The sequence below is a fragment of the Sabulicella flocculans genome, from assembly GCF_045449635.1.
Taxonomy (GTDB): domain Bacteria; phylum Pseudomonadota; class Alphaproteobacteria; order Acetobacterales; family Acetobacteraceae; genus Roseococcus.
Genome location: NZ_JBJJBR010000018.1, coordinates 1 through 18,820 on the forward strand (window position 1 = coordinate 1; position 18,820 = coordinate 18,820).

An 18,820-nucleotide genomic window follows, 5' to 3' on the forward strand; every position below is an offset into this window, starting at 1 on the left:
CGCCTCATTTGCAGGCTCAAGAACTGGCGACGCATCGCCACGCGCTACGACCGCCTCGCCCGAAACTTCCTCGCCGCACTCGCCCTCGTCACTGCCGTCACCGAATGGAGCAAATGAGTCCCCAACCCAGGCGCTGCGCCACCCGGTGGTGGTGGCTGTCCACCGGCAGCGCCCGGCCGCGCAGGGCGGAGAAGGAGAGCACGGCGGCGGCGGTCTTGGGCCCGACGCCGGGCAGGGCCAGCAGCCAGGCGCGGGCGGCCTCCGTCTCCATCCCCGCGAGGTGGTCGAGGTCCAGCGCGCCGCGCGCCTCGGTGATGGCGCGCAAGGTGCGTTGCAGGGCCGGCGCCTTGGCCTCGGGCCAGGTGCAGGGGGAGACGGCGTCCTCGACCGCGGCGGTGGGGGCGTCGCGCACCGCCGCCCAGTCGGGGAAGCGCTCGCGCAGGTTCCCGAAGGCGCGGCGGCTGTCGGCGTTGCGGGTGCGGTGGGACAGCAGGGAGGAGACCAGTTCGTCCAGCGGCGACAGGGCGTGGTGGTAGGTGATGGGGCAGCCGAATTCCCGGCACAGCCGCGCGTGCACCGCCCGCAGTTTCTCCGCCGCCTCCATGACGGCACGCAACGCGCCACGCCCCTCCGGGGTTCACCTTGCGGCAGCAGGAGGCACGGCACATGGCCGACGACCCCACCAAGCGCTCCCCGCAGGACGCGCAGCGCATCAGCCTGAGCGAGGCGCACGAGGTCGCCTACTGGACCAAGGCGCTGGGCGTGACCAAGGAGCAACTGGCCGAGGCGGTGAAGGCCGTCGGCCCGATGGCCAAGGACGTGCGGGCGAAGCTCAAAGGTCCTTGAGCACCGCCCACAGGTCGTTCTTCGCCTCGAAGCCGATGCCCGGCGCGTCGGGCATGCGGATGCGGCTGTTCTCGACCGGCGTGCTGTCGGCGAAGCCGCCGAAGGGCGCGAAGACCTCCGGGTAGCTCTCGTTCCCGCCCAGGCCCAGGCCGACGGCGATGTTCAGCGCGAACTGGTGCCCGCCATGCGGCACGCAGCGGCGCGGGCTCCAGCCATGGGCGCGCAGCATCTCCAGCGTGCGGAGGTATTCCACCAGCCCGTAGGACAGCGCGGGGTCGAATTGCAGCACGTCGCGGTCCGGCCGCAGCCCGCCATGGCGGATCAGGTTGCGCGCATCGGCCATGGAGAACAGGTTCTCCCCGGTGGCGATGGGCGGCAGGTAGTGCTCGGCCAGCGTCGCGTGGGTGCTGTAGTCCAGCGGGTCCAGCGGCTCCTCGTACCAGCGCAGGCCGAAGGGCTGGATGCTGGCGGCGTAGGACAGCGCGGCGTGCAGCCCGAAGCGCCCGTTCACGTCCACGCAGAGCCGCGTGCCGTTGCCGTCCAGCAGCTTCAGCACGGCCTCGATGCGCTGGAGGTCCAGCAGCAGCGCCTCGCGCAGCGGCATGCCGGGGGAGCCGCCGATCTTCATCTTCACCACGGAGTAGCCGAGGCCGAGGTAGCGCTTCACCTCCTCCACCAGCGCGTCCACGTCCTTGCCGGGGTGGTAGTAGCCGCCGGCGGCGTAGATCCAGGCTTCCTTGTCGTGCTGGCCCTTGTTGTAGCGGTCGCTCAGCAGCTTCCACAGCGGCACCCCGGCCAGCTTGGCCGCGGCGTCCCACAGCGCCATGTCCAGCACGCCCACCGCCACCGAGCGCTCGCCATGGCCGCCGGGCTTCTCGTTCTTCATCAGCGCCGTCCAGGCGGGGATGGGGTCGAAGCCGCCATCGGGGTGGGCGGGGAGTTCGCCCGCCTCCTCCAGCCGCGGGATGAAGCGTTCGCGCAGCAGGCCTTCCTGGGCGTAGCGACCGTTGCTGTTGAAGCCGTAGCCGGTGGCGGTGCGGCCATCGCCGCTTTCCACCGTCACCGCCACCACGCTCGCCGTCATCTTGGAGAAGTCGATGTAGGCATTGGCGATGGCGCTGCTGATCGGCACCACGCCCTGGCGCACCCGCGTGACCTTCATGGCGTCAGATCGCCTTCGCCGCGCGCAGCGCCGCCACCTCGTCGGCGGAGAAGCCGAACTCCGCCAGCACGGCGTCGGTGTGCTCGCCGCGCTCGGGCGTCGGGTTGCGGGCGCAGTCCACGCCGCTGATCTGCATTGGCGCGCGCACCAGGTTGATCGTGCCAAGCTGCGGGTGCTCGACCGGCATCTCCAGCCCCAGGTGCTTCACCTGCTCGTCGGCGAAGACCTGGTCCATGGAATAGACCGGGCCGCAGGGCACGCCGGCCTCGTTGAAGGCGCTGACCCATTCGGCGCTGGTGCGGGTTTCCAGCTTCGCCTGGATCACCGCATTGGTCTTGGCGCGGTTGGCGCTGCGCAGCTTGTCGGTGGCCAGCTCAGGGTCCTTCGCCTCCTCCTCGATGCCCAGCACGGACACGATGCGCTTCCACATCTCGCCGCCGCCGCCGGCGATGTTCACCACGCCGTCGCTAGTGCGGAACAGCCCGGTGGGGATGGTGGTGGGGTGGTCGTTGCCGGCCTGCTTGGGCACCTCGCCCTTCATGGTCCAGCGGGTGGCCTGGAAGTCCATCATCGCCACCATGGCCTCCAGCAGCGAGACATGGACCCAGCGGCCCTTGCCGGTCCGCTCGCGCTCCAGCAGCGCCACCATGATGCCCAGCGCGCAGTAGAGCCCGGCGGTGAGGTCCGCCACCGGGATGCCGGCGCGCACCGGGCCCTGGCCGGGCAGCCCCGTGACGCTCATCAGCCCGCCCATGCCCTGCGCGATCTGGTCGAAGCCCGGGCGCTTCGCATAGGGGCCGTCCTGCCCGAAGCCGCTGATGGAGCCATAGACGATGCGCGGGTTCACCTTGGCCAGCGCGTCGTAGTCGATGCCCAGGCGCGTCTTCACGTCGGGGCGGAAATTCTCCACCACCACGTCGGCCTTCCCGACCATCCGCAGGAAGGCGGCGCGGCCCTCGGGGGCCTTGAGGTTCAGCGTGATGCCGCGCTTGTTGCGGTGCACGTGCTGGAAGTCCGGGCCGTGGCGCTCGCCGCCCAGGCCCTTGCCGGTGTCCACCTCGTCCGTCGCCTCGATCTTGATGACGTCGGCGCCCCAGTCGGCCAGCTGGCGTACGCAGGTGGGGCCGGAACGCACGCGCGTGAGGTCGAGCACGCGGATGTGGGACAGGGGCATCATGGGGGCGTTCCTCCTCGGCGGTCGGCGCATCTTCCACTGCGCGGGGAAGGCTGCAACCCTCCGGCGGCGAAAGGGGACCCGCCATGACCGAGGAATTGCTGAGCGAGCGCCGGGGCGGCGTGCTGAAGCTGACGCTGAACCGCCCCCAGGCCCGCAACGCCCTGACCTTCGGCATGTACGAGGGCATCGCGCGCGCCTGCGCCGAGGCCAGCGCCGACGACGCCATCCAGGCCGTGCTGCTGACCGGCGCCGGCGACAAGGCCTTCGCCGCCGGCACCGACATCGGCCAGTTCACCGGGTTCCGCACCGCCGGGGACGCCCTGGCCTACGAGGCCAGGGTGGACCGCATCCTGTCCGCCATCGAGGACTGCACCAAGCCCACCATCGCCGCCATCGCCGGGGCCTGCACCGGCGGGGGTGCCGCCATCGCCGCGGTGTGCGACCTGCGGATCGGCGCCGCCAATGCGCGCTTCGGCTTCCCCATCGCCCGCACCCTGGGCAACACGCTGTCCATGGCCAACCACGCGCGGCTGGCGGCGCTGCTCGGCCCCGCCCGCGTGACCGACCTGATCTTCACCGCCCGGCTGATGGAGGCCGAGGAGATGCGCGCCGCCGGCCTGCTGGGCGAGATCCTGCCGGACCACGCGGCGCTGCAATCCCGCGCCTGGGCGCTGGCGGAACAGGTGGGCGGCCACGCCCCGCTGACGCTGCGTGCCACCAAGCAGGCGCTGCGCCGGCTGCGCGCCCGGGGCGGCCTGCCCGATGGCGACGACCTGGTGGCGATGTGCTTCACCAGCGAGGATTTCCGCGAAGGCGTGGAGAGCTTCCTGGCGCGCCGGCCGGCGCGGTGGGCGGGGCGCTAGGCGGCGGGCACGGCCTAAAGCCGCACCCTCAGGGACGCATTCGGAGCCAAGGGGGTCAACTGGCGTGATGGGGGTGGCGCATTGAGCGCCGGGGCCGTGATGGAGGTGATGGCTGGGTCCACCTGATATCCGCGCCGACTGGCAAGGAACGCCGCCCAGGCCAAGTTGCGGTGCAGTTGATTGGTCATCCGGTTTGAATAGCCGCCGGTGAACCGGCAGAACTGCTGGGCGTCCTCCACTTGCTCGAGGCTGGCCGGCACGGCCGCATCCTGCAGGGCGAAGTGCAGCGCCGCACCCATGCCGACCGCCGCCGGGCGCTGAAAGGCGCTGAGCATCGCGAGGTTGCCATGACGCCCCGTGGTGAAGCGGCCGCTGAAGCCCATTGGCGTGCTCGTCGCCTGCTGGATGCGTGCCAGGGCAGCCGCGGCCTGCTTCTCCTCCTCATCGCGCCGCTTGGCCTCCGCCTCTGCGCGCGCGGCCGCAGGGCCACGCGGGAGCGGGCGGACGATCGGCGCGGCTGCCGCCGCTGCGGGCAGGACTGGCGGTGTCGTCGGGCGCGGCCCGGCCTGGGTCAACCCGGCCAAGTCCAGTGCGGCACGGGCGGCGAGCAGGTCGCGGGAGCGGTAATCGAAGGCAATTCCGGTAGCGTAGAGGATGCGGTTTGCCACCACTATGCGGTGGCCGCGCGCATTCAGCCACTCGAACTCACCCATGCAGAAACGCCGGGCGGTGTCCGTGCCGTTTCGGGCGTCAGAAAGTGAAAGCGAGCGCAGCAGCATCAGCGGTGTCAGCGCGTCGTCGAAGTCTCGACCATCATCACGCCCACTCACCCGTTGCAGGCGCTCGACCGCCACGAACTCGATGAACTCCGAGGCGCGCACCTCATCCAGGGTTAGGGAGCGCAGGCCGGTCAGCGTCACATCCACCGCCGCGGCCCCCGAACGGCCGATGCCAAGGGCTGCGCCGACCGTGCCGATCAGCCCCGCACCTGCCAAGTCACCCTCGGTGAAGCGGCCGACATCCACGTTCGGCAGGTCCGCCTCTCTCATGCGGATCGCGTGGGCATTTCCAGGCGCCGCATGGGAACCCGAAATGCGCCGGAGCCCTTGCACCTCGGAATGGCTGCCTCCTTCGAACACGCGGGGGCAGTTCTCCCGCGGGATGACGCCGCTTGAACCGTCCGCGGTCGCGTCCGGCACAAACCTGTCGCATTCCTGGCGCAGCAGCGTCCGTGCCAGGATCGTCGGCGGGGCTGCGGTGATGCGGACCAAGTCGAAGTAGCGGGCATTGGGCACGTGCAGGAACACGTCGCCCAGCATGACGTCCTCCGAAGGCGGATAGATCGCGAACAGGCCAAGGTTAGCAATGGAAGCGGTCCATTGCCGTTCGGCGTTCAACGAGGGCGGCTGGGGAAGACCGCAGCCCGCGAGAGCCACGCCGGCGGCAACCAGTGATGCGAAGGGGACGCGCATGGTGCCTCTCCTGCATTCCGCAGAGCACCCCTCAACACAGGCTCGCCTCAATCAACCCTTGTCGTCAACGTAATTTAAGCTGACCAATTCCCCAGCCACACGCCGAGCAGCGCCAGCAGGAGGATGGCCGCCACCGCCGCAAGGGCTGGTGATACCCATCTCCGCCGGGCGCGCGGCGCCGCCTCGGCGCGGGCCAGCACCTCCGGCGGCATGGCGCGGCGGGCCAGGCCCAGCAGCAGCGGCACCAGCACCAGCTCGTCCAGCCAGCCGGCCAGCGGGATGAAGTCCGGCAGCAGGTCCAGCGGCCAGACCAGGTAGAGCGCGGCGAGGACGGCCGGCAGCCGGGCGCGCCAGGGGGTGCGCCGGTCCCACAGCGCGGTCCACAGCACGCCCAGCGCGCCGGGCAGGCGGCGCAGGCGCAGCAGGAAGCTCACCCCTCCAGCTCCTCGCGCAGCAGCTCCAGCCGCAGCCATTCCTCCTCGGCGGCGGCCAGGGCGGCCTCGCGCTCGGCCAGGCCCTTGGTCCTGGCCTCGAAGCCCTTGGGGTCGCGGGCGTAGAGGCCGGGGTCGGCCAGCCAGTCGCGCAGCACGGCGATTTCCTTCTCCAGCTTCGCCATGCTCGCCGGCAGCGTCTCCAGCGCGTGGCGGTCCTTGAAGGACATTTTCGCCGGCGCGGTTGCGGCGGCGCGCGCGGAGGCGGGCTTCGGCGCGGCGGCGGGCCTGGCCTCCGTGGCCCTGGCCGTCACGCCGCTGCCGCGCTGGGCCAGCAGGTCGCTGTAGCCACCGGCATATTCGGTCCAGCGGCCGTCGCCTTCCGCGAAGATCACGCTGGTGCAGACACGGTCCAGGAAGTCGCGGTCGTGGCTCACCACCAGCACGGTGCCGGCGTAGTCGCCCAGCATCTCCTCCAGCAGGTCCAGCGTTTCCAGGTCCAGGTCGTTGGTCGGCTCGTCCAGCACCAGCAGGTTGGAGGGCGCGGCGAGCGCGCGGGCCAGCAGCAGCCGCCCGCGCTCGCCGCCCGAAAGCTTGCCGACCGGGGTGCGCGCCTGCTCGGGGGCGAACAGGAAGTCGCCCATGTAGCCGATGACGTGGCGCGGCTGCCCGTTCACCCAGACCTGGTCGCCGCGGCCCTCGGTCAGCGTGTCGGCGAGCGTCGCATTGGGGTCCAGCGCGGCGCGCATCTGGTCCAGCGTCGCCATCCGCAGGTTGGTGCCCAGGCGCACCGTGCCGGCATCGGGTGCCAGCGCGCCCACCAGCATCCGCAGCAGGGTGGTCTTGCCGGCGCCGTTGCGGCCCACCAGCCCGACGCGGTCGCCCTTCAGGATGCGGGTGGCGAAGCCGCGCACCACCGGGGCGCCGCCAAAGGATTTCTCCAGCCCCTCGGCCGCCACCACCAGCGCGCCGGATGGCGCGGCCTCGGCCGCCACCAGCGTGACGTTGCCCTGCGGCCGCACGCGGTCCCGCCGCGCCTGGCGCAGCGCGTGCAATTCGCCGACGCGGCGGATGTTGCGCTTGCGGCGGCCGGAGACGCCGTGGCGCAGCCAGTGCTCCTCGCGCGCGATCTGCCGGCCCAGCTTGTGGGCGGCGGTCTCCTCCTCGGCCAGCACGGTGTCGCGCCATTCCTCGAAACCGGCGAAGCCGCGGTCGAGGCGGCGCGTCACGCCGCGGTCCAGCCACAGCGTCGCGCGGGACAGGGCGCCCAGGAAGCGGCGGTCATGGCTGATGAGGACCAGCGCGCCGCGGAAGGCCGCCAGCTCGCCCTCCAGCCATTCGATGGCCGGGAGGTCGAGGTGGTTGGTCGGCTCGTCCAGCAGCAGGATGTCGGGCTGGGGCGCGAGCGCCCGGGCCAGCGCGGCGCGCCGCGCCTCGCCGCCCGAGAGGCGCGCCGGGTCCTCCTGGCCCGAGAGGCCCAGCGATTCCAGCAGGGTGCGCGCCCGGTGCGGGTCGTCGGCGGGGCCGAGGCCGGCCATGACATAGGCCTCCACGCTGGCGTGGCCGGACAGGTCGGGCTCCTGCGGCAGGTAGCGCATGGTGGTGCCGGGCTGCACGAAGCGGGTGCCGCTCTCGGCCTCCAGCTCGCCGGCGGCGATGCGCAGGAAGGTGGACTTGCCCGAGCCGTTGCGCCCCACCAGCGCCAGCCGCTCGCCCGGCGCCACGGCCAGGGCGGCGCCTTCCAGCAGCGGCTTGCCGCCCAGGGTGAAGCGGATGGCGTCGAGGAGGAGGACAGGGGGCGGGGCCATGCCGGGCGGAGTGCGCGGCGCGCCCCCTTGCGTCAAGGCCGCGCCCACCTTCCCATGCGGGGCATGAGCGACCAGTTCTCCGAGACCACCACGCAATCCTGGCTGTCGCGCCTCGGCGGGGCGCTGGGGGGCGTAATGTTCGGGCTGCTGCTGCTGGCCATCGCCGGCTGGCTGGCCTTCTGGAACGAGGGGCGGGCCATCACCACCGCGAGCTCCCTGAGCGAGGGCGCGGGGCTGGTGGTGAGTGTGGACGCCGCCCGGCCCGACCCGGCGCGCAACGGCGCGCTGGTGCACGTCGCCGCCCCGGTGCGGGTGGCGGAGGTCGCGCGCGACGGGCTGCTGGGCACGGCGCCCCCGCCCGGCACGCTGCGCCTGGTCCGCACGGTCGAGATGTTCCAGTGGCGCGAGGAGGAGCGCAGCGAGACGCGCACCCGCCTGGGCGGCGGCACCGAGACCGTCACCACCTACAGCTACGCGCGCGGCTGGCAGGAAGGCCGGGTGGACAGCAGCCGCTTCCGCCGCCCCGAGGGGCATGAGAACCCGCAGCCGACCCATGCCTCGCGCGCCTTCACCGCGCCCGGGGCGATGCTGGGCGGCTTCCGGCTGACGGCGCAGCAGCTTGAGGCGATCCCGGCCGAGGAAGCCCTGGGCGAACCCCGCTTCATCGGCGCCGACCCCGCCAACCCGCGCATCGGCGACCTGCGGGTGGCCTGGCGCGTGGCGCGGCCGGAAGCGCTGAGCGTGGTGGCGGCGCAGATGGGCGAGGGCTTCGGCCCCTATCCCACGCGGGCCGGCGACCGGCTCTTCCTGCTGGAAACCGGGCAGGTGCCGGCGGCGGCGATGTTCCGCGCCGCCGAGGGGCAGAATGCGGTGCTGACCTGGGCGCTGCGCGCCGGCATGGCGCTGATGGTGTTCATCGGCTTCGCGCTGCTGCTGAACCCGCTGAAGGTGCTGGCGGACGTCATCCCGCCGCTGGGCGCCGTGGTGGGCTTCGGCACCGGCTTCGTGGCGCTGCTGCTGACGCTGCTGGTGGCGCCGGCGCTGGTGGCGCTGGCCTGGCTCGCGGTGCGGCCCGTGCTGGCCGTGGCGCTGCTGGCCGGGGGCGCGCTGGCCGCCTACGCTGCCCTGCGCTGGCGGCGCGCATCGCGGCCGGCGGTGGCATGAAGGGGACGGGGATGTTCGATTTCAGCGGCAGGCGCGTGGTGGTGTGCGGCGGCTCCAAGGGCATCGGGCGCAGCGTGGCGCTGGGCTTCGCCAAGGCCGGGGCGCGGGTGAGCATCTGCGCGCGCGGGGCGGAGGCGCTGGAGCGCACGCGGGCCGAACTGGGCGCGGGCGCCCACGCCATGCCCTGCGACCTGGGCGATGGCGAGGCGGTGCGCCGCTACGTCGCCGCCGCCGAGGCCGCGCTGGGCGGGGTGGACGTGCTGGTGAACAACGCCAGCGGCTTCGGCGCGGCGGATACGGAGGAAGGCTGGGCCGCCAGCCTGAACGTGGACGTGCTGGCCACCTTCCGCGCCACCCGCGCCGCGCTGCCGGCGCTGAAGGCCTCGCGCGGCTGCGTGGTGAACCTGAGCTCCATCTCCGGCTACGGGCCGTCGCTGCGCACGCCGGCCTATGCGGCAGTGAAGGCGCTGCTGATCAACTACACCCAGTCCCAGGCGGCGATGTTCGCGCCCGACGGCATCCGGGTGAACGGCGTGGCGCCGGGCTCCATCGAGTTCCCGGGCGGGTCGTGGGAGGCACGGAAGTCGTCGGACCCCGCGCTCTACAACCGCATCCTGAACAGCATCCCCTTTGGCCGCCTGGGCACGCCGGAGGAGGTGGCCAACGTGGTGCTGTTCCTGTGCTCGCCGCTGGCGTCCTGGGTCACGGGGCACACGGTGGTGGTGGATGGGGGGCAGTTGCTGGGCTGAGCATGTTCAAGCCAAGCGGAATCGCTTGGCGACTCGAACATGCGTGAAGACAACGCTATCGCGTCGCCGCCTCCAGGAAGCGGAGGAGCGCCGCCATCTCCTCCGCATTGCCCACGCGCTGCACCGGCATGCGGGTGCCGGGCGTCACCACGTCCGGCCCGCGGGTGAACAGGTCGCTCACCGTCTCGGCGGTCCAGGTGATGTCGCCGCGCGCCAGCCGCTCGGAATACTGGTAGCCGGGCACGGTGCCCATGCGGCGGCCGAACAGGCGGTGCAGGTGTGGCCCGGCCATCGGGCCGTCATCCGGGCGCAGGGCGTGGCAGGCCTGGCAGGCGCGCCACACCTCGGCGCCCAGCGGGTCCAGCCCCGCCGGCAGCGCCTCGGCCACCGGGACGGCGGCAGGGGCCAGGGGGCGGGCGGTCGCCACGTCCCAGGCGCGCAGCAGCCGGTCCTGGCCGCCGGTCCACAGCACGCGGCCATCGGGGGCGAAGGCGGCGGACCAGACCGGCAGGCCCGGCCCTTCCAGCGTGGCGCGCAGGCGCCCTTCCGGCAGGGCATAAAGCCCCACGCTGCCGCCGATGCTGCCTACCGCCAGCGTGCCGCCATCCGCCGTGGCGGCCAGCGCCACCACCGGGCGCGGGCCGGCGCGCAGCTCCCGCGCCGCCCCGTCGGGCGAAACGAGGTTGACCGTGCCATCCACCCCCGCCGCGGCCAGCGTGCCATCCGGCAGGGCCAGCAAGGCGGTGCGCGGCAGGCCGAACTCGGCCAGCAGCCTGGAGGCGCCATCCGCCTCCCAGCGGCGCAGCGTACCGTCCTGGCCGGTGCTGTGCAGCGCGCCATCGGCCGCGAAGGCCACGGCGTTGACGGTGCCCCCGTGCCCCTCCAGCACCCGCGCCGTGCCGGTGGCCAGGTCCCACAGGCGCACCGTGCCGTCCCAGCCGGCGGAGGCCAGCAGGCCGCCCTGCGCCGCCAGCCCGGCCACGGGCTCGCTGTGGCCTTCCAGCACGCGCTCCGGCGCCTCGCCGCTGGGGCCCCAGATGGCGATGCGTGCATCCTCGCCCGCCGTGGCCAGGCGGCCGTCGGGCAAAGCCAGCACCGCGTTCACCGCGCCCTGGTGCCAGCGCAGCACCCGGCGGGCCTGGCCGGTATGGGGGTCCCAGAAGATCACCGCCTGGTCGAAGCCGCCGGAGGCCAGCAGGCCGCCCGTGACCGCCAGCGCCCGCACCGGCCCGCCATGGCCGCGGAACTCCTGGGCGGCGGCGGGCAGGGCGAGCAGGAGCAGGGCGAGCAGGACGCGGATCATCCCGCCCATCTGCGGGTGCGGCGGCGCTTCGGCAAGATTCGCCGGCGGCACGGGGAAGGTGCTTGCATCGGCATGGCCGTATGGTTACTGTTTCGTCATCACAAAAAACGCGGGAGTAGGGTCCATGACGGCGATGAATGGCCGCGACGACGCGGCGGTGGCGACGCTCATCATCGGCGTGACGCTGGCGGTGGTGGCGACGCTGCTGCCCGTGCTCCAGGTGCCGGGCCAGTCGGGGGTGCTGCGCCTCACCGCCTGGCAGGTGCTGCCCTGGTTCACCAAGGTGAAGCTGCTGGCGCTGGGCCTGCTGCTGGCCGCCGCCTTCCTGCCGCAGCTGGCGAAGTGGCGCCTGCCGATGGCCGCCTTCGCGGTGATCATGGTGTTCGTGCCCTCCGTCTCCGCCTTCATCAGCGCCGTCTATGCCTGGAGCGAGGTGCGGGCCGAGATCGTGCGCCAGACCGGCAACCGCAACCCCTTCGTGCAGCCCGGCATGGCGAACTTCGCCCTGGTGGCGGCGGGCCTGCTGGTTTCCTGGGCGGTGTGGCGGCTGGAGGCGCGCAAGGCGCCCGAGGGCGCGGCGGCCCCGGCCGCGGCATAGCCGCCGCCCGGCAACCCTGGCATGATGCCGGCCTCCATCCGCGGGACCGGCATCCATGACCTTCGACGAGCTGGCGGTGGGCCAGACGGCCTCCTTCGCCAAGACCATCACCGAGGCGGACATCCTGCTGTTCTGCGCCGTCTCGGGCGACACCAACCCGGTGCACATCGACGCCGAGGCCGCCAAGGCCTCCATGTTCGGCGAGCGCATCGCGCATGGGATGCTCTCCGCCTCGCTGATCTCCACCGTGCTGGGCACGCGGCTGCCGGGGCCGGGGACGATCTACCTCTCGCAGACGCTGAAGTTCAAGGCGCCGGTCAGGATCGGCCAGACGGTGACGGCGACGGTGGAGGTCACGGCGCTGGACCCCGCCAAGAAGCGCGCCACCCTCGCCACCCGCTGCACCGTGGAAGGCAAGGCGGTGCTGGAGGGCGAGGCCGGGGTGATGCTGCCTTGAGGCATCCCGTGCCCGCCGCGCGGCACCTGCCGGAGACGCGCCCCCTCGCCTCGAGGCCGACCGCGCACGGCGCGGCCCGCCGCCAAACCAGCCGCGCCACCCGCGCATCCGCGGCGCGGCGCCTGCCGGACGCCCGCCCGCATCCCCCGATGCCGGCCGCGCACGGCGCGGCCCGCCGCCCAACCGACCTCCCCCTCGGCGCACCAGTGGCGCGGCGCAAGCCAAGCGCGCGGAGCGCGCGCCCGGCGCCTGAGGGCACGAAAACACTCATGCGGGCGGCACCGCGCACCCTCGCCACCGGCACGCCCTCCGGGCCGCCCGCATGAGGATCTGCGTCTTCTGCGGCGCCCAGCCGGGGCTGGACCCGGCCCATGCGGCACTCGCCGCCGCCACCGGGCGCGCCATCGCCGCGCGCGGGCTGGGGCTGGTCTATGGCGGCGGCAAGGTGGGGCTGATGGGCATCATCGCCGACGCCGCGCTGGAAGCCGGCGCCGAGGTGATCGGCGTCATCCCCGAGGCGCTGATGGACCGCGAGCTGGGCCATGGCGGCTGCACGGAGCTGCGCGTCGTGCCCTCCATGCATGTCCGCAAGCAGACCATGCTGGACCTGTCGGACGGCTTCATCGTGCTGCCCGGCGGCATCGGCACGCTGGAGGAAAGCGTGGAGGTGCAGTCCTGGGCGCAGCTGGGCATCCACGGCAAGGGGCTGTGCTACCTCGATGGCGGCGACGGCACCTGGGACCCCTTCTTCGCCCTGCTGGAGCGCATGGTGGCGGGCGGCTTCGTGCGCCCGCACCACGCCGGCCTGGCCCTGCGCGCCAGCAGCCCGGAGGAGGCGCTGGACCTGCTGGCCGCCTGGGTGCCGCCGGCGGTGACGCGCTGGATGGAGCCGCGCGAGGCATGATCCACGGCGACTGGCGCGAGGTGCCGGACGCCGCGCGCGGCGGCACCGTGGCGCTGGGCAATTTCGACGGCGTGCACCTGGGCCACGCCGCGGTGCTGCGCGCCGCCCACGCCGCCCGCCCCGAGCTGCCCCTGGCGGCGCTGACCTTCGAACCCCACCCGCGCGAGCATTTCCGCCCGGAGGACCCGCCCTTCCGCCTGACGCTGCTGCCCGCCAAGGCGGCGGCGCTGCGCGCGCTGGGGGTGGCGCATGTCCATGCCCTGCCCTTCGGCGCCGAGCTGGCGGCGATGGGCGCGGAGGAGTTCGTGGAGCAGGTGCTGCACCGGGGCCTGGGCGCGCGGCACCTGGCCTGCGGCGCCGACTTCGCCTTCGGCCACCGCCGCGGCGGCGACGTCGCCTTCCTGCGCGGCGCGGCGGAGGCGCGGGGCATCGGGCTTTCCGTGGTGCCGCACCTGGACGACGCGGAGGGGCCGATCTCCTCCACCCGCATCCGGCGGCTGCTGCAGGATGGCTACCCGGAGCGCGCGGCCCTGCTGCTGGGCCGGCCCTTCGCCATCACCGGCACGGTCAGCCACGGCGACAAGCGCGGGCGCACCATCGGCTTCCCCACGGCGAACATCCCGCTGGGCCGCCACCTGGAGCCGGCGCGCGGCGTCTATGCCGTGCGCGCCACGCTGGCGGATGGCCGCGTGGTGCCCGGCGTGGCGAACCTCGGCCGGCGCCCGACCGCGGGGGGCGACCCCGTTTCCCGGCTGGAGGCGCACCTGTTCGACTTCAGCGGGGACCTCTACGGGCAGGAGGCGAGCGTGGCGCTGGAGCGCTTCCTGCGCGAGGAGCGCAAGTTCGAGAGCTTCGAGGCGCTGAAGGTGCAGATCGCGGTGGATGCGGCGGCGGCGCGCGCCGCGCTGGGGGCGTGACGCATCCCGCGCGCGGCGCTATGGCGGAACCAACCGAGAGGAACGCCCCATGACCGTTGACGTGCAGCCGCTGGACCCGAAGGTGATCGAGGTCCTGTCCGGCATCTCCACCGCCACGCTGACCACGGTGCTGCTGAAGAAGGGGCTGCGCAACGTGTGGATGCGCGGCACCCGCCCGATCCGCGAGGGCCAGCCCCGGCTGGTCGGCCGCGCCTTCACCCTGCGCTTCGTCCCGGCGCGCGAGGACCTGGCGACGCCGGAATCCTGGTCCAACCCCATCAGCACGCGCGCGGCCATCGAGGCGATGCCCGAGGGCGTGATCTGCGTGGCCGACGCCATGGGCGTGACCGATGCGGGCATCTTCGGCGACATCCTCTGCGCCCGGCTGGCCAAGCGGAAGGTGGCGGCGCTGATCACCGACGGCGTGGTGCGCGACCGCGCGGGCGTGCTGGGCACCGGCCTGCCGGTATGGTGCCAGGGCGCGGCCGCCCCGCCCTCCGTCGCCGGGCTGACCTTCGTGAACTGGCAGGAGCCGATCGGCTGCGGCGGCGTCGCGGTGTTCCCGAACGACGTGGTGGTGGTGGATGATGACGGCGCGGTGCTGATCCCCGCCAAGCTGTTGGACGCGGTGATGGCGACGGCGGAGGAGCAGGAGGCGCTGGAATCCTGGATCATGGGCGAGGTGGAGGGCGGCGCTTCCCTGCCCGGCCTCTACCCGCCCAACGCCGAGAACAAGGCGCGCTACGAGAAGAGCCGCGGCCGGTGAGCAAGGGGCTGCGGAAGGGCCTGACGAGCTACGGCGATGCCGGCTTCTCGCTGTTCCTGCGCAAGGCCTTCATCAAGGCCGCCGGCTATGGCGAGGACGCGCTGGAACGCCCGATCATCGCCATCACCGACACGGAAAGCGACTACAACCCCTGCCACGGCAACGCGCCGCAGCTGATCGACGCCATCTCGCGCGGCATCATGCTGGCCGGCGGGCTGCCGATGCGCTTCCCCACCATCTCCATCGGGGAAAGCTTCGCCAACCCGACCTCCATGTACCTCCGCAACCTGATGGCGATGGACACGGAGGAGATGCTGCGCGCCCAGCCGATGGACGCGGCCGTCATCGTCGGCGGCTGCGACAAGACGCTGCCGGCGGCGCTGATGGCCGCGGTGTCCGCCGACGTGCCGGTGGTGACGGTCCCGGTCGGCCCCATGGTGGTGGGCCACCATCGCGGCGAGGTGCTGGGCGCCTGCACCGATTGCCGCCGCCTGTGGGGCCTGCACCGCGCCGGCAGGATGGACGAGGCGGAGGTGGAGGTGGTCTCCGGCCGCCTGGCGCCCTCCGTGGGCACCTGCATGGTGATGGGCACCGCCTCCACCATGGCGATCCTGATCGAGGCGATGGGGCTGTCGCTGCCCAACAGCGCCTGCATCCCCGCGCCCCATGCCGAGCGGCTGCGCTGCGGCGAGGCGAGCGGCAAGGTGGCGGTGGCGCTGGCCACCGGCGGCGGGCCGCGGCCGCGCGCGCTGGTGACGGCCGCTTCCGTGCGCAACGCCATGGTGCTGCTGCAGGCCACCGGCGGCTCGACCAACGGGCTGGTCCACCTGACGGCCATCGCCGGCCGCGCCGGCATCGCGCTGGACCTGAACGAGTTCGACCGCATCGGGCGCGAGGTGCCGGTGCTGGTGGACCTCAAGCCCTCCGGCGAGCACTACATGGAGCACCTGCACCATGCCGGCGGCGTGCCGCGCCTGCTGCGGGAACTGGCGCCGCACCTGGACATGACGGCGCCGACCGTGACCGGCGGCACCCTGCAGGACTACGCCGACGCGGCGGAGGAGGTGCCGGGGCAGACGGTCATCCGCGTCATCAAGCCGGTGGGCGGCATGGCGGTGCTGCGCGGCAACCTCTGCCCCGGCGGCGCGGTCATCAAGCACAGCGCGGCCTCGGCGGCGCTGATGGCGCATGAAGGCCGCGCGGTGGTGTTCACCTCCGTGCGCGACATGACGGAGCGGGTGGACGACCCGGCGCTGGAGGTGTCGGCCGACGACATCCTGGTGCTGCAGAACGCGGGGCCGAAGGGCGCGCCGGGCATGCCGGAGGCGGGCTACCTGCCCATCCCGAAGAAGCTGGCCGCCGCGGGCGTGAAGGACATGGTGCGCATCAGCGACGCGCGGATGTCGGGCACCGCCTTCGGCACCATCGTGCTGCACGTGACGCCGGAATCCGCGGTGGGCGGCCCGCTGGGCCTGGTCCGCACCGGGGACCGCATCCGGCTGGACGTGGCGGCGCGGGAGCTGACGCTGCTGGTGGACGAAGCGGAGCTGGAGGCGCGGCGCGCCGCCTTCACGGGCGCGCCGCCCTTGCCCAGGCGCGGCTATGCCCGGCTGTTCCAGCAGGAGGTGCTGCAAGCCGACGAAGGCTGCGACTTCGCCTTCCTGAAGGGCACGGACGAGGACGGCTAGAGCGCGATCCGCCTTGGTGGAATCATCAAGGCGGTGAACCGTCCCCTCAGCAAAGGCTGAATCATGATCCGCGCTTGCGGACCATGATTCAGACCGCCCAGTTGTCCAGCAGCCGCACGGAGCCCAGGCGCGCGGCGGCGAGCAGCCGGGCGCCGGGCTGCGCGCGGCCCAGCGGCTCCAGCGTCGCGCCGTCCACCAGGGCCAGGTAGTCGGTGCCCATGCCGGCCGCGCGCAGCCGCGCCCCGGCCGCCGCCAGGGCCGGGGCGGCGGGGCGGCCATCGGCCAGCAGCGAAGCGGCCTCGCGCAGCGCCAGGGGCAGGGCGGCGGCGCTGGCGCGCTCCTCCGCCGACAGGAAGCGGTTGCGCGAGGACATGGCCAGCCCGTCCGCCTCGCGCACCGTGGGGTGGCCCACCACCTCCAGCGGCAGGTCCAGGTCCCTCGCCATGCGGCGCACCACCTGCAGCTGCTGCCAGTCCTTCTCGCCGAACACGGCCAGGGCGGGGGCGACCTGGGTGAACAGCTTGCAGCACACGGTGGCGACGCCGCGGAAATGGCCGGGGCGGTGCTCGCCCTCCCACCGCGCCGCCAGGGGCGGCACCTCGACGGCGGTGGCGAAGCCGGGCGGGTACATCGCCGACGGCTCCGGCAGCCAGGCCAGGGCGCAGCCGGCGGCCTCCAGCTGCGCCAGGTCGGCGGCCTCGTCGCGCGGGTAGCGGGCGAGGTCGGCGCCGGCGTCGAACTGCAGCGGGTTGACGAAGATGGAGGCGACCACCGCGTCGGCGCGGCGCCGCGCCTCGCGCACCAGGGCCAGGTGGCCGGGGTGCAGCGCGCCCATGGTGGGCACCAGCGCGACGCGACCGAGCCGCGCGACGGCGGCCCGCAGGGCCGGCACGTCGCGCGCCACGTCCAGGCGGGTCATGGGCGGGCGCGCCGCCGCATCGGCCCGGCGCGCATCAGACCATCAGCTCGACCAGGAAGGGGCCGGGGGCGGCGAAGCCCTGGCGCAGCAGGTCGGCCAGCTGCTCCATGCTGGTGGCCTGCGCGGCCTCCACCCCCAGGGCGTTGGCCATGCCCACCCAGCCGATGTCCGGGTTGCCCAGGTCCAGCATGTCCATGGCGGTGCGCCCGGGATTGGCGCCGACATTCTGGTACTCGCCCAGCAGGATCTGGTACTTGCGGTTGCTGAGGATGACGGTGGTGACCGGCAGCTTCTCCCGCGCCTGGGTCCACAGCGCCTGCACGGTGTACATGGCCGAGCCGTCGGCCTGCAGGTTCAGCACGCGCCGCCCGCCGCCGCCGATGGCCGCGCCGGTGGCCAGCGGCAGGCCGCAGCCGATGGCGCCGCCGGTGATCATCAGCCAGTCATGCGCCGGCGCGGCGTGGGTGCCGGGGAAGAAGCCGCGGCCGTAGCTCACGCTCTCGTCCACCACCACCGTGTGCTCGGGCATCAGGGCGGCCACGGTGCGCGCCAGCCCTTCGGGCGTCGGGGCGCCGCGCGCGGCCTCCGGGCGCGGGCCGGGGTCGGGGATGGCGGCGGCGGCGGCGCCCAGCTCCTCCGCCAGGGCGCGCAGCGCGGCCTCGCTGGCCTGCTCGGGGCGGGACAGCACGGTCAGCGTGGCGCCTTCCGGGTAGTGCCGGGACGGCTTGTCCGGGTAGGCGAAGAAGCCGACCGGCCCGCGGGAGCCGACCAGGATGATGTGCTCCACCTTCGCCAGCCGGGCGATGGCGACGTCGGCCGGGTAGGGCACGCGCTCCACCTGCGGGCGGCCGCGGCCGCGCGCGAAGCGGCCGTTGCTGGTCTCGGCCAGGATGTCGCAGCCGGTGGCGGCGACGATGCGCCAGGCCTGCTCCTGCGCGCCGGGGGTCAGGGCGTCGCTGCCGCCCAGCAGCAGCAGGACGTTGCGCTTCTCCCGCAGCACGCGGGCTGCGTTGCGCACCGCCAGCGGGTCGGCCTGCTGGACCTCGGGCACGGGCAGGGGCTCGGCCACCGCGCCGCCCTCGTCCCAGCAGGTGTCGGAGGGGAGGATGAGGGTGGCCACCTGGCCCGGCGCGGTGCGCGCGGCCTGCACGGCGGCGGCGGCGTCGCGCCCCACCTCGCTGGCCTTGGCGCTGGTGCGCACCCAGGCGGAGACGCCGCGCGCGAAGCCCTCGGTGTCCGCCGTCAGCGGCGCGTCGAAGGGGCGGTGGTAGGTGGCCTGGTCGCCCACGCAGTTGACGATGCCCGAGCGCGCGCGCCGCGCGTTGTGCAGGTTGGCCAGGCCATTGGCCAGGCCGGGGCCGCAATGCAGCAGGGTGGCGGCGGGCTTGCCGGCCATGCGCCAGTAGCCGTCGGCCATGCCGGTGACCACGTTCTCCTGCAGGCCGAGGACGCAGCGCATGCCGGGGATGCGGTCCAGCGCAGCGACGAAGTGCATCTCGCTGGTGCCGGGATTGGCGAAGCAGGTGTCCACGCCTGACTTCAGCAGGGTGTGGACCAGGGATTCGGCACCGTTCACGGGGTTCTCCGGCGGGATAT

At 73.5% G+C, this 18,820-nt stretch carries 19 protein-coding genes and 1 pseudogene; 11 read left to right on the forward strand and 9 right to left on the reverse strand.

Going from position 1 to position 18,820, the window contains the following annotated elements; genetic code table 11:
* Positions 1–117, forward strand: a pseudogene (locus ACI6QG_RS14930) (IS5/IS1182 family transposase); the annotation flags it as partial.
* Here ACI6QG_RS14930 and ACI6QG_RS14935 read toward each other — a convergent pair.
* On the reverse strand, positions 98–616 hold the full coding sequence (locus tag ACI6QG_RS14935) for an endonuclease III domain-containing protein (protein ID WP_407025374.1): 519 nt from the start codon (positions 614–616) through the stop codon (positions 98–100). The pseudogene ACI6QG_RS14930 and the gene ACI6QG_RS14935 overlap by 20 nt on opposite strands.
* A 50-nt stretch (positions 617–666) precedes the next feature.
* On the opposite strand from ACI6QG_RS14935, the gene ACI6QG_RS14940 reads away from it, so the two are divergent.
* Entirely contained in the window at positions 667–846 is a 180-nt protein-coding gene (locus ACI6QG_RS14940) for a DUF3606 domain-containing protein (protein WP_407025375.1), read from the forward strand.
* On the opposite strand, the gene ACI6QG_RS14945 is transcribed toward ACI6QG_RS14940, so the two are convergent.
* Both ACI6QG_RS14945 and ACI6QG_RS14950 read right to left on the reverse strand, forming a co-directional pair.
* Positions 833–2,008, reverse strand: a complete 1,176-nt coding sequence (locus ACI6QG_RS14945; protein ID WP_407025376.1) for an enolase C-terminal domain-like protein — start codon at positions 2,006–2,008, stop codon at positions 833–835. The genes ACI6QG_RS14940 and ACI6QG_RS14945 overlap by 14 nt on opposite strands.
* Positions 2,009–2,012: 4 nt before the next feature.
* Positions 2,013–3,185 carry a CaiB/BaiF CoA transferase family protein gene (locus ACI6QG_RS14950; protein ID WP_407025377.1) on the reverse strand — a complete coding sequence of 391 codons (1,173 nt, stop codon included), beginning with the start codon at positions 3,183–3,185 and terminating at the stop codon, positions 2,013–2,015.
* Positions 3,186–3,268: 83 nt separating this feature from the next.
* Here ACI6QG_RS14950 and ACI6QG_RS14955 point away from each other — a divergent pair, with 83 nt between their 5' ends.
* Complete coding sequence (locus ACI6QG_RS14955) at positions 3,269–4,048, forward strand: enoyl-CoA hydratase (protein WP_407025378.1); 780 nt, start codon at positions 3,269–3,271, stop codon at positions 4,046–4,048.
* A 14-nt stretch (positions 4,049–4,062) separates the two neighbouring features.
* On the opposite strand, the gene ACI6QG_RS14960 is transcribed toward ACI6QG_RS14955, so the two are convergent.
* The 3 genes from ACI6QG_RS14960 to ACI6QG_RS14970 all read right to left on the reverse strand — a co-directional run bounded on the left by ACI6QG_RS14960 (position 4,063) and on the right by ACI6QG_RS14970 (position 7,759).
* Positions 4,063–5,520 carry a hypothetical protein gene (locus ACI6QG_RS14960; RefSeq protein WP_407025379.1) on the reverse strand — a complete coding sequence of 486 codons (1,458 nt, stop codon included), beginning with the start codon at positions 5,518–5,520 and terminating at the stop codon, positions 4,063–4,065.
* Between the two features lie 74 nt (positions 5,521–5,594).
* A complete protein-coding gene (locus ACI6QG_RS14965) occupies positions 5,595–5,954 on the reverse strand; it encodes a YkvA family protein (RefSeq protein WP_407025380.1) in 360 nt (119 codons plus the stop codon).
* Positions 5,951–7,759, reverse strand: coding sequence for an ABC-F family ATP-binding cassette domain-containing protein (locus ACI6QG_RS14970; protein ID WP_407025381.1), 1,809 nt, complete (start codon positions 7,757–7,759; stop codon positions 5,951–5,953). Before ACI6QG_RS14970 ends, ACI6QG_RS14965 begins: the two co-directional genes overlap by 4 nt.
* 63 nt (positions 7,760–7,822) lie before the next feature.
* Here ACI6QG_RS14970 and ACI6QG_RS14975 point away from each other — a divergent pair, with 63 nt between their 5' ends.
* Together ACI6QG_RS14975 and ACI6QG_RS14980 are read left to right on the forward strand one after the other, a co-directional pair.
* The gene (locus ACI6QG_RS14975) at positions 7,823–8,923 is read left to right on the forward strand and encodes a TMEM43 family protein (protein ID WP_407025382.1); all 1,101 of its coding nucleotides are present in this window, start codon (positions 7,823–7,825) and stop codon (positions 8,921–8,923) included.
* Positions 8,924–8,934: 11 nt separating this feature from the next.
* Positions 8,935–9,672, forward strand: a complete 738-nt coding sequence (locus tag ACI6QG_RS14980) for an SDR family NAD(P)-dependent oxidoreductase (protein WP_407025383.1) — start codon at positions 8,935–8,937, stop codon at positions 9,670–9,672.
* A 55-nt stretch (positions 9,673–9,727) separates the two neighbouring features.
* On the opposite strand, the gene ACI6QG_RS14985 is transcribed toward ACI6QG_RS14980, so the two are convergent.
* Positions 9,728–10,975, reverse strand: coding sequence for a hypothetical protein (locus ACI6QG_RS14985; protein ID WP_407025384.1), 1,248 nt, complete (start codon positions 10,973–10,975; stop codon positions 9,728–9,730).
* 124 nt (positions 10,976–11,099) lie between these two features.
* Between ACI6QG_RS14985 and ACI6QG_RS14990 the strand changes: the two genes are divergently transcribed.
* The 6 genes from ACI6QG_RS14990 (at position 11,100) to ACI6QG_RS15015 (ending at position 16,305) form a co-directional block, all read left to right on the forward strand.
* Positions 11,100–11,573, forward strand: coding sequence for a hypothetical protein (locus ACI6QG_RS14990; RefSeq protein ID WP_407025385.1), 474 nt, complete (start codon positions 11,100–11,102; stop codon positions 11,571–11,573).
* Between the two features lie 55 nt (positions 11,574–11,628).
* On the forward strand, positions 11,629–12,030 hold the full coding sequence (locus ACI6QG_RS14995) for a MaoC family dehydratase (protein ID WP_407025386.1): 402 nt from the start codon (positions 11,629–11,631) through the stop codon (positions 12,028–12,030).
* Positions 12,031–12,352: 322 nt separating this feature from the next.
* Positions 12,353–12,934 carry an LOG family protein gene (locus tag ACI6QG_RS15000; RefSeq protein ID WP_407025387.1) on the forward strand — a complete coding sequence of 194 codons (582 nt, stop codon included), beginning with the start codon at positions 12,353–12,355 and terminating at the stop codon, positions 12,932–12,934.
* Entirely contained in the window at positions 12,931–13,851 is a 921-nt protein-coding gene (locus ACI6QG_RS15005) for a bifunctional riboflavin kinase/FAD synthetase (RefSeq protein ID WP_407025388.1), read from the forward strand. The genes ACI6QG_RS15000 and ACI6QG_RS15005 overlap by 4 nt, the downstream gene beginning before the upstream one ends.
* Positions 13,852–13,900: 49 nt before the next feature.
* Positions 13,901–14,617: a ribonuclease activity regulator RraA gene (locus ACI6QG_RS15010; RefSeq protein WP_407025389.1), complete on the forward strand. Its 717-nt coding sequence runs from the start codon at positions 13,901–13,903 to the stop codon at positions 14,615–14,617.
* Positions 14,614–16,305, forward strand: coding sequence for a dihydroxy-acid dehydratase (locus tag ACI6QG_RS15015; RefSeq protein WP_407025390.1), 1,692 nt, complete (start codon positions 14,614–14,616; stop codon positions 16,303–16,305). The genes ACI6QG_RS15010 and ACI6QG_RS15015 overlap by 4 nt, the downstream gene beginning before the upstream one ends.
* A gap of 88 nt (positions 16,306–16,393) precedes the next feature.
* Here ACI6QG_RS15015 and panC read toward each other — a convergent pair whose 3' ends face one another.
* Together panC and ACI6QG_RS15025 are read right to left on the reverse strand one after the other, a co-directional pair.
* Positions 16,394–17,224, reverse strand: a complete 831-nt coding sequence (panC, locus tag ACI6QG_RS15020; RefSeq protein WP_407025391.1) for a pantoate--beta-alanine ligase — start codon at positions 17,222–17,224, stop codon at positions 16,394–16,396.
* A gap of 34 nt (positions 17,225–17,258) precedes the next feature.
* The gene (locus ACI6QG_RS15025; RefSeq protein WP_407025392.1) at positions 17,259–18,800 is read right to left on the reverse strand and encodes an acetolactate synthase large subunit; all 1,542 of its coding nucleotides are present in this window, start codon (positions 18,798–18,800) and stop codon (positions 17,259–17,261) included.
* Positions 18,801–18,820 lie beyond the last annotated feature (20 nt).